This window comes from Herbaspirillum sp. alder98, from assembly GCF_020179755.1.
Lineage (GTDB): Bacteria > Pseudomonadota > Gammaproteobacteria > Burkholderiales > Burkholderiaceae_D > Herbaspirillum.
Genome location: NZ_JAIUCY010000002.1, coordinates 231,375 through 244,930, shown reverse-complemented (window position 1 = coordinate 244,930; position 13,556 = coordinate 231,375). Strand labels below are relative to the sequence as shown.

General features: G+C 63.5%; 15 protein-coding genes. 4 read left to right on the top strand and 11 right to left on the bottom strand.

Features of this window, described 5'->3' with window-relative positions; translation table 11 throughout:
* The first annotated feature begins 48 nt into the window (after positions 1 to 48).
* A complete protein-coding gene (gene bioB, locus LBW87_RS05975; RefSeq protein ID WP_225200532.1) occupies positions 49 to 1,044 on the top strand; it encodes a biotin synthase BioB in 996 nt (331 codons plus the stop codon).
* On the opposite strand, the gene LBW87_RS05970 is transcribed toward bioB, so the two are convergent.
* Complete coding sequence (locus LBW87_RS05970) at positions 1,029 to 1,205, bottom strand: hypothetical protein (protein WP_225200531.1); 177 nt, start codon at positions 1,203 to 1,205, stop codon at positions 1,029 to 1,031. The genes bioB and LBW87_RS05970 overlap by 16 nt on opposite strands.
* Between LBW87_RS05970 and LBW87_RS05965 the strand changes: the two genes are divergently transcribed.
* Positions 1,204 to 1,350, top strand: coding sequence for a hypothetical protein (locus tag LBW87_RS05965; RefSeq protein ID WP_225200530.1), 147 nt, complete (start codon positions 1,204 to 1,206; stop codon positions 1,348 to 1,350). The two genes, LBW87_RS05970 and LBW87_RS05965, sit on opposite strands and share 2 nt — an antisense overlap.
* Here LBW87_RS05965 and LBW87_RS23870 read toward each other — a convergent pair.
* From LBW87_RS23870 to LBW87_RS05920, 10 genes are all read right to left on the bottom strand, one after another.
* Positions 1,344 to 1,472 (bottom strand): hypothetical protein, encoded by a 129-nt coding sequence (locus LBW87_RS23870; protein ID WP_265112877.1) that lies wholly within the window; start codon positions 1,470 to 1,472, stop codon positions 1,344 to 1,346. The two genes, LBW87_RS05965 and LBW87_RS23870, sit on opposite strands and share 7 nt — an antisense overlap.
* 421 nt (positions 1,473 to 1,893) lie before the next feature.
* Positions 1,894 to 3,078 carry a Na+/H+ antiporter NhaA gene (gene nhaA / locus LBW87_RS05960; RefSeq protein WP_225200529.1) on the bottom strand — a complete coding sequence of 395 codons (1,185 nt, stop codon included), beginning with the start codon at positions 3,076 to 3,078 and terminating at the stop codon, positions 1,894 to 1,896.
* 191 nt (positions 3,079 to 3,269) lie between these two features.
* Complete coding sequence (locus tag LBW87_RS05955) at positions 3,270 to 3,707, bottom strand: universal stress protein (protein ID WP_225200528.1); 438 nt, start codon at positions 3,705 to 3,707, stop codon at positions 3,270 to 3,272.
* Positions 3,708 to 3,930: 223 nt separating this feature from the next.
* On the bottom strand, positions 3,931 to 4,731 hold the full coding sequence (gene hutG, locus LBW87_RS05950) for an N-formylglutamate deformylase (RefSeq protein WP_225200527.1): 801 nt from the start codon (positions 4,729 to 4,731) through the stop codon (positions 3,931 to 3,933).
* Between the two features lie 15 nt (positions 4,732 to 4,746).
* A complete protein-coding gene (locus tag LBW87_RS05945) occupies positions 4,747 to 6,162 on the bottom strand; it encodes a formimidoylglutamate deiminase (protein WP_225200526.1) in 1,416 nt (471 codons plus the stop codon).
* Between the two features lie 46 nt (positions 6,163 to 6,208).
* Positions 6,209 to 6,805: a HutD family protein gene (locus LBW87_RS05940; RefSeq protein WP_225200525.1), complete on the bottom strand. Its 597-nt coding sequence runs from the start codon at positions 6,803 to 6,805 to the stop codon at positions 6,209 to 6,211.
* Positions 6,795 to 7,568, bottom strand: a complete 774-nt coding sequence (locus tag LBW87_RS05935; RefSeq protein ID WP_265112876.1) for an amino acid ABC transporter ATP-binding protein — start codon at positions 7,566 to 7,568, stop codon at positions 6,795 to 6,797. Before LBW87_RS05935 ends, LBW87_RS05940 begins: the two co-directional genes overlap by 11 nt.
* Positions 7,568 to 8,233 (bottom strand): amino acid ABC transporter permease, encoded by a 666-nt coding sequence (locus LBW87_RS05930; RefSeq protein ID WP_225200524.1) that lies wholly within the window; start codon positions 8,231 to 8,233, stop codon positions 7,568 to 7,570. The genes LBW87_RS05935 and LBW87_RS05930 overlap by 1 nt, the downstream gene beginning before the upstream one ends.
* Positions 8,234 to 8,340: 107 nt before the next feature.
* Positions 8,341 to 9,096, bottom strand: coding sequence for a glutamine ABC transporter substrate-binding protein (locus LBW87_RS05925; protein ID WP_225200875.1), 756 nt, complete (start codon positions 9,094 to 9,096; stop codon positions 8,341 to 8,343).
* 117 nt (positions 9,097 to 9,213) lie between these two features.
* The gene (locus tag LBW87_RS05920; RefSeq protein ID WP_225200523.1) at positions 9,214 to 9,951 is read right to left on the bottom strand and encodes an IclR family transcriptional regulator; all 738 of its coding nucleotides are present in this window, start codon (positions 9,949 to 9,951) and stop codon (positions 9,214 to 9,216) included.
* 249 nt (positions 9,952 to 10,200) lie between these two features.
* On the opposite strand from LBW87_RS05920, the gene LBW87_RS05915 reads away from it, so the two are divergent.
* Together LBW87_RS05915 and acnD are read left to right on the top strand one after the other, a co-directional pair.
* Positions 10,201 to 10,908 (top strand): GntR family transcriptional regulator, encoded by a 708-nt coding sequence (locus tag LBW87_RS05915; protein WP_225200522.1) that lies wholly within the window; start codon positions 10,201 to 10,203, stop codon positions 10,906 to 10,908.
* Between the two features lie 27 nt (positions 10,909 to 10,935).
* The gene (gene acnD / locus LBW87_RS05910; protein ID WP_225200521.1) at positions 10,936 to 13,545 is read left to right on the top strand and encodes a Fe/S-dependent 2-methylisocitrate dehydratase AcnD; all 2,610 of its coding nucleotides are present in this window, start codon (positions 10,936 to 10,938) and stop codon (positions 13,543 to 13,545) included.
* The last annotated feature ends 11 nt before the right edge of the window (positions 13,546 to 13,556 follow it).

Here is a 13,556-nt window from a genome sequence, read left to right as displayed (position 1 = left end):
TTTATTTATAGATAATTTGGCGGCATGTTACCGCCATGAGGAAGTCACTTGGATCAAGCTATCGCCGCCACACGCCCCGACACCACTGCCTGGACCACTGCCACCGTGCAGGCATTGATGGAAAGACCGTTCCTGGATCTGCTGTTCGAGGCGCAAAGCGTGCATCGTCGGCATTTCGCTGCTAACGAAGTCCAACTGTCGACATTATTATCGATCAAGACTGGCGGCTGCCCGGAGGACTGCGGTTACTGTTCGCAGTCGGCGCGCCATGGCGCCACCGGCGTCGAGGCCACGCGCTTGATGGCGCCGGCCGAGGTGCTGCAGGCAGCTCGCCAGGCCAGGGACGACGGTGCGACACGTTTCTGCATGGGCGCTGCCTGGCGCAACCCGAAGCAGCGCGATATGCCGGCGCTGACCGAGATGGTGGCGCAAGTGCGCGCGCTGGGGCTGGAGACCTGCATGACGCTGGGCATGCTCGATGCCGGCCAGGCCGATGCGCTCAAGGAGGCGGGGCTCGATTACTACAACCACAACCTGGACACGGCGCCTGACTTCTACGCCAATGTCGTCACCAGCCGGCGCTATGAAGACCGTCTGGCGACGCTGCGCGAAGTACGCCAGGCAGGGTTGCGGGTATGCTGCGGCGGCATCATCGGCATGGGCGAAAGTCGCCGCCAGCGCGCCGGGCTGATTGCGCAGCTGGCCAATCTCGATCCTTATCCCGAATCGGTGCCGATCAATCAGCTGGTGCCGATTGCCGGCACGCCGCTGGCCGACGCGCCGGCACTGGATCCGCTGGAATTCGTGCGCACCGTGGCCACGGCCCGTATCTGCATGCCGCACACCATGGTGCGGCTGTCGGCCGGACGGCAAGAGATGGATGACGCCACGCAGGCGCTCTGTTTTGCGGCCGGCGCCAATTCGATCTTCACCGGCGCGCGACTATTGACCACGCCCAACCCGGAGGCCGATCGTGATCAGCAGCTGTTCAAGCGATTGGGATTGAAGCCGATGCAGGCCAGCACCCGTCACTCGGCCCCGTGATGCCCGATGTCGTGTGTCTTGAAACGCGGATCGTGTTCGTGGTGCCAGATGCGGTACCACAGGTAAGCGCCGAAGGCACAGCCTGCGACCAGCACGTAGATGGCGTAGGCCATCAGCGCGCCGGGTCCGTACTCCATGAGCCAGTCGATGATGATCTTCATGGCTACCCTCCCCCTCGATAATGGCTTGCGGCACGACATGCGCGAAAGACGCATGGCGGCCACCGCCGATGCCGGGCCAGCGACCCGACATCATCCCTGCCGGCGCGCCCATCGGGCCGCCGAATGCACGCGCATGGATCAGTGACCGAATCGGGTCGTGCTGCGCCAGACGTAGGCGCCGAAGGCAAAGCTGCCGATCAGCACGTAAGCGATATACCAGATGAGGGCCTGCGCCCCGTAGGACATGATGAGTTCGATGAGATTCATGAGCGTCTCCACCTATTTTTTATGTGTCGCAGTAAAAGCAGAGACACTGAAATATCAAATAAGAAATAAATGGTCTTGTTATGTTTCTCGCCGCCCGAGATCAACAACGCTCAGCAACCGGCTCCCCGACTATTCCCACACCATCAGATCAGCGGCGAAATTTCCCGAACTCCGCTCCAGACCTGAGGTTTGAACTCATCTTGCTCTAGCAAAATGATGAAGTAAAGAAGCACTTATCGTGCAAAGCAGCAATTATTCGAGAAAAAGCATATCAATAATTCTATTTTGCAGATAAAAGATTTACGAATTTCCTCAAGGAACTGCGGGTTCCTGATTAGTCAGGACTAAGGAAACCGCATCTTGCATCGCAATACGAAAAGTTTCGCCTGCGTCGCCTGATGGCGACGCAGGCAAGCCCGACTCAGGCCCGCCGCCACAAGATGAGCGTACCCAGCAGACCGGCCACGAGAGAACCGAACAGGACACCCAGCTTCAGGCGGATTTCGAAATCAGGTCCGAGGCCGTCGAATGCCAGGCCACCGATGAACAGGCTCATCGTGAAACCGATGCCGCACAACACGCATACCCCGATGAACTGCCGGGTGTTGGCGCCGCCCGGCGGACTGGCCAGGCCGCTGCGGATCATCAGCCAGCTGGCGCCGAACACGCCGATGGTCTTGCCCACGACCAGCCCGGCGGCGATACCCAGCGGAACCGGGTCGAGCAAGCTGCCCAGCGACATCCCCTGCAGCGACACGCCCGCATTGGCAAAGGCAAACAGCGGCAGCACCAGGAACGCGACCCAGGGATGCAGGCCATGTTCGAGTGGTCCGGCCAGCGGCCGGCCGTCGGCGTGGCGCAGCGGGATCGCCAATGCGGTCACCACCCCGGCCAGCGTGGCATGGATGCCCGACTTCAGCACGCAGACCCACATCACCAGGCCCAGCAGCAGGTAGACGTCGACCCGGCGCACGCCAGCGCGATTCATCGCCAGCAGCAACAAGCCGGCGCCGACGGCGGCGGCCAGCATGCCTGGCGACAGGTTGTCGGTATAGAACAGGGCGATGACGACGATGGCGCCCAGGTCGTCGATGATGGCCACGGCCGTCAAGAACACCTTGAGCGACGTCGGCACCCGCGAGCCGAGCAGCATCACGATGCCGATCGCGAAGGCAATATCGGTCGCCGCCGGAATCGCCCAACCCCGCAATGCGTGCGCATCGCCCAGGTTGATCAGCGCATAGATCACCGCCGGCACCACCATGCCGCCCAGCGCCGCGGCTGCCGGCAACAAGGCCTGGCGGCGGGAAGCCAGTTCGCCTTCGACGAACTCGCGCTTGATCTCAAGACCGACCAGGAAGAAAAATACCGCCATCCACAAGTCGTTGACCCACACCAGCAAGGGCTTGGTCAACACCAGCACCCCGCCGATGTCGAGCGTGCCGGTGGTGCGGATGAAGGATTGGTAAAGATCGTGCCAGGCGGAATTGCTGGCAATCAGCGCCAATACGGCTGCGGCCGCCAGTATCAGGCCGCCAGAGGCCTCGTGCGCAAAGAATCGGGCAAAGGCGCGGCCCTTTCTCGGTTGTGATGATGTGTTGCTCAATGTATGTTCCCCCGGGATAGATGATTCGGACCCACGGCAGACTGTACCAAGAGCAACGAGTTTCTCCAACTTATGTGAGATTTGAAGCACGAATAAAAAAGGGGCCACTCTTCTCCACGAGAGCGGCCCCACCCACGCCACAAACTATCGGGTCAAGCCGCGACCCGGTCTCCACCTTTTAAATCCTGGGCCTAGCGAAACACCAGCACCGGCAAGCGACTCTGCGCCAGCACCTTTTGCGTCTGGCTGCCCAGCAGCACGCGCTGCAGTGCCGATTTGGCATGAGAGGCCATGAAGATCGCATCGCACTGTTCGCGCTCCGCCACGCGCATGATTTCTTGATAGGGCTGCGCGCCCTCGGCCACTTGCACGGTGCACGGCACGCCTTGCTGGCGCGCCATGTCGGAAATCAGGTTGACGCTGGCCACGGCGCGATCGCGTCCGGCCTGGCCCGGTTGCTGTGGATCAAGGCCGCAGTTGGCTTCGGTGATGGTCAGCGCGCGCACCCGGGCCGCCACCGACAGGCCGACCAGCCGACCGCCGCAATTCCTGGCCAGCTCGATGGCGGCCTTCACCGATTCGTTGCAGAGCCTGGAGCCGTCGGTGGCGAGCAGGATTTTCTTGAACATGATGAAGCCCTCCCTGGTAGGTCGGATGCACGAGATCCGATGGCTTCATCGTAGGCCGACGCCGGCTGGCGTGGATTGATGTGGGTCAAGCGTGGGAAGCGTGGTACGGCAGGCTGGGGCTGGCTTGCGCTGGATCAAATCCGAGGCCAGCGCCCATTGCATCTTGTCTGGTGGCGCAGAAAGGCGCTGGGTGCCGGCCTGGGCCGGCACCACGGCAGGTGGTTCAGGCCGGCTTGAACGCCAGGAACTGCTTGATCAGCACTTCCAGCACCGGCTTCAATTGCGCAGCCAGGCTGGCATCGAGCGCATACGGCGCCTGTTCCTGCATGTAGCTGCGTTGCGCCAGTTCCAGTTGCACGGCATGGATGCGATCGGCCGGCTGGCCATAGTTGCGGGTGATGAAACCACCCTTGAAGCGACCATTCAATACCGCCGGATACTGCGGCGCCAGCTGCTGCACCTGCGCCAGCAACGCTTCAGCCACGCCCGGCGCGCACGACGCGCCACTGGCCGAGCCGAAGTTGAACACCGGCAGTTCACCCTCGAACAGATGCGGAATCAACGAGCGGATCGAATGCGCGTCCCACAGCAGCGCATAGCCGTGGATCGCCTTGATGCGCGCCAGCTCGCCGGCCAGCGCATTGTGATACGGATGCCAGTACAGCGGCAGGCGGCGCGCCGTTTCGGCAGCATCGGGTTCCATGCCGTCACGGTACAGCGGCACGTTGTCGAAGGTGGTCAAGGGACACAGGCCGGTGCTGTTCTGACCCGGATACAGGCTCTGGCCATCGGCCGGGCGATTCAGGTCGATCACATAGCGCGAATACACGGGCCGGATGGTCGACACGCCCAGCGCCTGCGCAAAGTCGTACAGCTCGGCGATGTGCCAGTCGGTGTCGTCCACCTGCAGGCCGGTGTCGCTGTAGACCGGCTTGAGATCGTCGGGCAACTGGGTGCCGACGTGCGGCATCGAGATCAGCAGCGGGGTTGTACCCTGCTGCAGCTTGAAGATTTCCTGTGTCATGCGGTCATTCCTTTATCAATCATTGAGCAGGTCTGCGACTGCCGCGCGATAGTCGGCGCGGGCCTGCTGTTCCAGTGCGTGGCGGCCCTGGCTGACCACCGGGCGACCGCCGACGACCACATCGCGTATCGGCTGGCCGTCGTGTTCGCAAAATACCAGGGCCGACAGCAATTGCGCCGGCGCGCGATCGGCCAGGTTGATATCGTCGCCGTCGAGCACCACGAAATCGGCCCGCTGGCCTGCCGCCAATCCGGCCACTCGGCGCCCGGTGGCCAACGTGCCTCCCGCCACCGCCTGGGCAAACAGGCGATCGGCCACTGCCGGCATGGCGTCGCTGGCCAGCACATTGCGACGACGGTGATGCAGGCGCTGGCCGTATTCGAGCAGTCGCAGCTCGGCGCGCAGGCTGATGGCGATATTGCTGTCTGAGCCGATGCCCCAGTTGGCGCCATCGGCCAGCAGCCGCGGCGCATCGATGAGACCATCGCCAAGGTTGGCCTCGGTGGTCGGGCACAGGCCCACCACGGCGCCGCTGGCGGCCACCGCCGCATATTCGTCATCCGACATGTGGGTGGCATGCACCAGGCACCAGCGGGCGTCGATCTTCTGCTGCGACAGCAGCAACTGGACCGGCCGCTTGCCGGACCAGGCCAGGCAATCGTCGACTTCGGCGGTCTGTTCGGCGATATGGATGTGAATCGGCGCATCGGCGCCGTTCGGCTGCGCGCGCAGGCCATCGACCAATGCGGCCAGGCCCTCGGCATTGACGGCCCGCAACGAGTGCGGCGCCACGCCATAGCGGCGCATGGCGTCTTCCGGCATGACCTGCTGCAGGCGATGGCGCAGGTCGAGCATCCATTGCGGCGATGAAATGAACCGCGCCTGGTGCGGCAACGGCGTCTTGGCACCAAAGCCGCCGTACTGATACAGCACCGGCAACAACGTCAGGCCGATGCCGACATCCTGCGCCGCACGCGCCACCCGCAGCGACAATTCGGCCGGGTCGGCATAGGCCTGGCCGCCTTCGGCATGATGCAGGTAGTGGAATTCGCACACCGAGGTATATCCCGCCTTGAGCATCTCGATATACAGATGGCGGGCGATGGCCTGCAAGTGATGCGGCTGCAGGCGCTGGGCAAAGCGATACATCAGCGTACGCCAGCTCCAGAATGAATCGGTCGGACTGCCCATGGTCTCGGTCAGCCCGGCCATGGCGCGCTGGAAGGCATGCGAATGCAGATTGGGCATGCCAGGGATCACCGGACCGGCAGCCGCGGGCGCATCGCCGCGCTCACTGTCGGGCGTGACCGCCAGCAGGTCGCCGCTGGCGTCCCAGCGCAGCATCACATTGCGCTGCCAGCCGTCGGGCAGCAATGCGTGCGCACAGAACAGGCTGCTGCCGGCTTGGGGGGATTGGATCGGATTTGGCATGATTGTCGTTTATTGGATTCTTCGATACATGCGCTGGCGGCCGGGTTCAGCGGCGGCGCACGCGCACCGCCAGCACCACCGCGCCGGTGGCGCAATGCAGATCGGGCATGGCCCCGCCTTCGCGCAGCCGGGCAAACTCACCGCTGCCCAGCGGGTGTTGCAGGCCGTCGGCGTCAGACAGGCTGGCCGCGCCCTGCGCCACGTACAGCAAGACGGTGTCGGGCGGCAGGCGCGGCGAATCCTGTTCGCCCAGCACCTGCAGTTCGGCCTCGGCCTGGTCACGCCGCACCATCAGGTTGAAGTCCTGGCAAGGGCTGCCGTCGAGCACCACGCTGATGTGCGCTTCACCGGTAAAGCGGTGCGGGGCAAAAGGCGTGCGCAAGTCATGCGATGGCTGGCCCTGGGCGTGCATCACGAAACCGTCGCCACCCAGCAGCACGATGGTGCGATCGATGCCATCGAAACTCGAGAAAGCGCCGTCGCGCACCACATCGGCCACGCTGGCGCGCCAGACGAAGTCGGCATAATCGGCGCCAGGCGGCTCGACATGCAATTCGCGCGTGGCGCCGCCGCCATTCTTCCACGGCATCGCGGTGATTGCTCCCAGGCTGCCGCTGGCCGCCACCAGCGTGCTAACCGCCATGCGCCACCTCGCGTGCCAGCATGGTCTGCAGGAAGCTGCGGGTGCGGGCTTCGCGCGGATCGCCGAAGATCTGCGACGGCGGCCCGGCCTCGACGATATTGCCGTGGTCCATCACCACCACCACATCGGCCACTTCGCGGGCAAAACCCATTTCATGGGTGACGATGAGCATGGTCATGCCCTCGCCCGCCAGATTCTTCATCACCTGCAACACTTCACCCACCAGTTCCGGGTCGAGCGCCGAGGTGGGCTCATCGAACAGCATCACCTTGGGCTGCATGGCCAGTGCGCGGGCGATCGCCACGCGCTGCTTCTGGCCGCCCGACAAGGTGCCGGGATACACCTTGGCCTTGTGTTCGAGACCGACCTTGGCCAGCAACTGCATGCCCTGCTCTTCGGCGTCGCGGCGCGTCAGGCCACGCAGTGCGGTCGGCGCCAGCGTGATGTTGTCCAGCACCGTCAGGTGCGGGAACAGGTTGAACGACTGGAACACCATGCCGACCTCGGTGCGCAGGGCATCGAGCTTGGTCTCGGGCATCATCTGCCCGTTCTGCACCACCGGATGACCGCAGGCGACGATAGTGCCGCCTTCGGCCGTCTCCAGCCCGTTGAGGCAACGCAGGAAGGTACTCTTGCCCGAACCGCTGGGGCCGATCACTACCACCACCTGGCTGGGCTGGACCGCAAAATCGATGCCGGTCAGCACCAGGTGTTGTCCAAACGACTTCTTCAAGCCACGGACGTCGATAATGGCTTCGCTCATCACACCCTCCCTTCCGAACGCAGGACTTTTTCGATACGACGCAGGATCAGCGTGGTCACGCTGGTCAGTATCAGGTAGATCGCAGCAATGACCAGATAGACCTCGAGCGAGCGATACGAGGTGCTGATGATCTTCTCGCCTTCGTGCATCAGGTCGGCGATGGTCAGCAGCGACACCAGCGCCGAGTTCTTGATCAGCGCGATGAATTCATTGCCCAGCGGCGGGATCATCCGCACGAAGGCCTGCGGCAGGATCACACGGCGCATCGCCAGCTTGTAGGGCAGGCCCAGCGAACGCGCCGCTTCCATCTGACCGCGCTCGATCGACTGGATCGAGCCGCGCACGATCTCCGACACATAGGCGGCGCTATAGATGCCCAGCCCCAGGATGCCGCACACATAGGCCGGCAACAGGATGCCGAAATGCGGCAGGCCGAAGAACCAGATGAACAATTGCACCAGCAGCGGCGTGCCGCGCACCAGCGTCAGGTAGACGGTGCAGATGCCATAGATGAAGCGGCGCTGCGGCGCCAGCCGGCCCAGGCCCACCAGCAGGCCCAACAGGCATCCCAGCACCAGCGCGGCGGCGGTGATTTCCACCGTGACGGCGGTACCCGTGGCGAGCGAATGCCAGCTTGCCCAGACGGGCGAAAAGTCAAAATCCATAGGGGGCTCCGAGGACGGATGCGGCACCGGGGCGAGGCCGATCGATCATGCAGTGAAGGAGGAAAAACGACCGCCGGCCCAGGCAGGCCGGCGGCAGGTGAAACGATTTACTCGCTCTTGCCGAACCACTTGTCGGTCAGCGCGGTATAGGTGCCGTTGACGCGCAGGGTCGCCAGCGCCTTGTTGAGCTGTTCGGCCAGTTCGGTGTCGCCCTTGCGCATGGCGTAGCCGTACAGTTCGGTGGTCAGGCCCTTGTCGAGCACGCGCACCAGTGGCTGGGTACGGGCATATTCGACGGCAGCGGGACGACCGGTGACGGCCGCATTGACGCGGCCGGTGGCCAGCAGGTCAAACATGGCCTGGTTCTTCTCGACCTCGACCCGCTCGGCGCCGGGATAGCTTTCCTTGAGGAAGCTGACCGACTTGGTGCCGACCTGCACCGACACCTTCTTGCCGTTGTTCAGGTCAGCCGGCAGCTTGATGCTGTTGTCATCGCGACGCACCAGCACGGCCAGACCGCCACGATAGTAAGGATCGCTGAAATTGACGACCTTGCGACGCTCGTCGGTCATGTAGATGGCCGATGCGGCGATGTCGAAACGGTTCGAGATCAGGCCGGGAATCAGGCCCTTGAAGTCGATGTCGACCCATTGCACCTTCTTGCCCATGGTCTTGGCCAGGGCTTCGATGAGTTCGATATCGAAACCGGTGCGCTTGCCGTCCTTGACGAACTCCATCGGCGGGAAGGTGGCATCGGTGCCGACGCGGATGACATCGGCGGCGTGCGCCGCCGGCGTGATGGCGACGGTGGTGATCAGGGCGAACACGGCAGTGCAAGCGCGCAGCAACTGGGACATTTTCATCATGGGATCCTCGAAGAAAGATGAAGCGAACTGGAGCGGCGCCGGATGATTTTCGGGCGACGACGACAATAAGGCATTGCACGGGCCAGGTCGGCTGCAACCTGGCCCGCCGCCGACTTAAAAACGATTACAAATGCGCTGTGCGGTCTCGACCGCCATGCGGACCAGCTCCGGCTCGCGCGTCCCCACGCGCAGTGCCGGGGCCATCAGGGTGAGCGTGCCTTCGAGGCGCGCATTGGGCGTCAGCAACGGCACCGACACGCCCCACACGCCCAGATCGACTTCGCTTTCGCTGATCGAATAGCCACGGCGGCGAATCTCGTCCAGTTGCACTTCGAGCGCGGCGATCTCTTGCGGGCGATCGGCCAGTTGCTCGGCCAGCAGCTTCTGCTGCAACTTGCGCGGCATGAAGGCCAGCAGGCTCTTGGCCGAGGCGCCCTTGTGCAGCGAGTGGGCACGACCCTTGGTGAACGAACAGCGCAGCGGCTGGGTGCTTTCTTCCATGGCAATACAGACCATCTCGCCATTGGTGTAGACCAGCAGGCCCACGCTTTCACCACTGCGCTCGACCAGGTTGCTGATTTCTTCACGGCTCTGGCTGATCAGGTTCGAGTTCTGATCAAAGCCCCAGGCCAGTTGAACGCCGGTGGGCCCGGGTTCGAACGTGCCTGAATTCATGTGCTCCTGCAGCAGTCCCCACTTCTTGAGGGACGCCAGGTGGCGATAAACGGTGCTGACCGGCTGCTGCACCATGGCGGCGATCTGTTTCGCGCTGACCGGCTTGCCGGCGCGCGCCACGCCTGCCAGCACATGCAGGACGCGATCGACGATGGTTGAGGTTTGAGGAGAGTCCATGGGTGAAATATAAGGTTATTTTCTCATTTTAGGTTTTTACTTCTCGCTTTTTGAGAAATAAACCTAAAAAATCTCAAGTGTTGTTTCTAAATTTCTCAAGGCGACCCGGATTTTCTCACTTAGCACCAGGTTTCCCCCATGCTATTTTTTAACCGATCAGCCCTCAAAAAATTTAGTTGTCGACACTTTTGTGATTTTCTGGCGCCAGTGCTATGATTAACCTCACAATACAGCCAGGATTGTCGACACATGAGTGAATTGATCGCATTACCGGGCGCGGAGCGAGACGGCGAGACATTGTCTGAACATGTCTTTCGCAAAATCCAGAGCGCGATCGTGCAAGGCGAGATTGCCCCCGGCAGCAAGATTTCGGAACCGGAACTGGCGCGCACCTACGGCATCAGCCGCGGCCCCTTGCGCGAAGCCATCCACCGCCTGGAAGGACAGAACCTGCTGGTGCGGGTGCCGCACGTGGGTGCGCGGGTGGTGTCGCTGACGCTGGAAGGCCTGGTCGAACTGTTCCAGATTCGCGAATCGCTGGAGGGCATGGCCTGCCGCCTGGCGGCCCAGCGCATGACGCGCGCCGAACTGGACGAACTGCGCCGGGTGCTCGACACCCACGAGAAGGACGAAGCCTTCCAGGCCGGGCGTGGCTACTATCAGCAGGAAGGCGACTACGACTTCCACTACAAGATCATCCAGGCCAGCGGCAACCAGATCCTGACCCGCATCCTGTGCGGCGAACTCTATCAGTTGGCCCGCATGTATCGCATCCAGTATTCCGCCGTGCCCAATCGCCCGCGCCAGGCCTTTGCCGAACACCACCGCATTCTCGATGCGCTGGCCGATGGCGACGGCGAACTGGCCGACCTGCTGATGCGCCGCCATATCGGCGCCTCACGCCGTAATATCGAAGCCCAGATCGCGCACGCTGCAACGCGTCGCGACGAAGCCTGATTCCACCCTTCCCACGAGCCAACCGCCATGAATACTCAATATCGCAAGCAACTGCCCGGCACCAAGCTGGACTATTTCGATGCCCGCGCCGCTGTCGAGGCCATTACGCCGGGATCCTGGGACGGCCTGCCCTACACCTCGCGGGTGCTGGCCGAGAATCTGGTGCGTCGCTGCGACCCCGCGACCCTGGGCGATTCGCTGCGTCAGCTGATCGAGCGCCGGCGCGAACTGGATTTCCCGTGGTTCCCGGCGCGCGTGGTGTGCCACGACATCCTGGGCCAGACCGCGCTGGTGGACCTGGCTGGCCTGCGGGACGCGATCGCCGACATGGGCGGCGACCCGGCCAAGGTCAATCCGGTGGTGCCGGTGCAATTGATCGTCGACCATTCGCTGGCGGTGGAATGCGGCGGCGACGTGCCCGACGCCTTTGCCCGCAATCGCGCCATCGAGGACCGCCGCAACGAAGACCGCTTTCACTTCATCGACTGGACCAAGCAGGCGTTCGAGAACATGGAAGTGATCCCGCCCGGCAACGGCATCATGCACCAGATCAACCTCGAGAAGATGTCGCCGGTGATCCATGCCAAGGATGGCGTGGCGTTTCCCGATACGCTGGTCGGCACCGACAGCCACACCCCGCATGTGGATGCGCTGGGCGTGATCGCCATCGGCGTGGGCGGCCTCGAAGCCGAGAACGTCATGCTGGGCCGCGCCTCGTGGATGCGCCTGCCCGACATCATCGGGGTCGAGCTGAGCGGACGCGCCCAACCCGGCATCACCGCCACCGACATCGTGCTGACGCTGACCGAGTACCTGCGCCGCCAGAAGGTCGTGGGTGCCTACCTGGAGTTCTATGGGGCGGGCGCCACCAGCCTGACGCTGGGCGACCGCGCCACGATTTCCAACATGGCCCCCGAATACGGCGCCACCGCCGCCATGTTCTCGATCGACCGGCAGACCATCGATTACCTCAAGCTGACCGGCCGCGAAGATGAGCAGGTGCAACTGGTGGAGACCTATGCCAAGGTGGCCGGCCTGTGGTCCGACAGCTTGGCCGGGGTGCAATACGAGCGCGTGCTGCAGTTCGACCTGTCGACCGTGGTGCGCACCCTGGCCGGCCCCAGCAACCCGCACAAGCGGCTGCCGGTGTCCGAACTGGCCGCGTCCGGCATTGCCGGCGTGGTCGAGAACGAACCCGGCAAGATGCCGGATGGCGCCGTCATCATTGCCGCCATCACCAGTTGCACCAATACCAGCAACCCGCGCAACGTGATTGCCGCCGCACTGCTGGCGCGCAATGCCAATCGCCTGGGCCTCACCCGCAAGCCGTGGGTCAAGAGTTCGCTGGCGCCGGGCTCCAAGGCGGTCGAGCTGTACCTCGACGAAGCCGGCCTCACCGAAGACCTGGAAAAACTGGGTTTCGGCATCGTGGCCTTCGCCTGCACCACCTGCAATGGCATGTCGGGCGCCCTTGATCCGGCGATCCAGCAGGAAATCATTGAGCGCGATCTCTATAGCACGGCGGTGTTGTCGGGCAACCGCAATTTCGATGGCCGCATCCATCCCTATGCCAAGCAGGCGTTCCTGGCGTCGCCGCCGCTGGTGGTGGCCTATGCGATTGCCGGCACCATCCGCTTCGATATCGAGCAGGACGTCCTGGGACTGGCGCCCGATGGCCGCGAGATCCGGCTCAAGGACATCTGGCCGGCCGACGAAGAGATCGATGCCGTGGTCAAGGCGGCCGTCAAGCCGCAGCAGTTCCGCAATGTCTATACGCCCATGTTTGCTGCCCGCGTGGTGCGCGACGACAGCGTGAGCCCGCTGTACGACTGGCGCCCCCAGAGCACCTACATCCGCCGTCCGCCTTACTGGGAAGGCGCGCTGGCGGGCGAGCGCACGCTGGCCGGCATGCGCCCGCTGGCGGTGCTGGGCGACAACATCACCACCGATCACCTGTCGCCATCGAACGCCATCCTGCTCGACAGCGCCGCCGGTGAATACCTGCACAAGATGGGCTTGCCCGAGGAAGACTTCAATTCCTATGCGACCCACCGGGGCGACCACCTGACCGCGCAGCGCGCCACCTTCGCCAATCCGAAACTGTTCAACGAAATGGTCAGGAAAGCCGACGGCAGCATCCGGCAAGGCTCGCTGGCGCGGATCGAACCGGAGGGCAATGTCACCCGCATGTGGGAAGCCATCGAGACCTACATGCAACGCAAGCAGCCGCTGATCATCATTGCCGGCGCCGACTACGGCCAGGGCTCGTCGCGCGACTGGGCCGCCAAGGGCGTGCGCCTGGCCGGGGTCGAGGCGATCGTGGCCGAAGGCTTCGAGCGCATCCACCGCACCAACCTGATCGGCATGGGCGTGTTGCCGCTCGAATTCAAGCCCGGCGAAAACCGCAACACCTATGGCATCGACGGCACCGAGTCCTATGACGTGATCGGTCAGCGCCGGCCGCGTGCCGACCTGACCGTGGTGATGGTGCGCAAGAACGGTGAACGGGTCGAGATCAACGTGACCTGCCGGCTGGACACCGCCGAGGAAGTCTCGATCTATGAAGCTGGCGGCGTGTTGCAGCGCTTTGCCCAGGATTTCCTGGAAGCCTCCAAGCCGCAGGGCCACGCTGCCTGATCATCATGCTG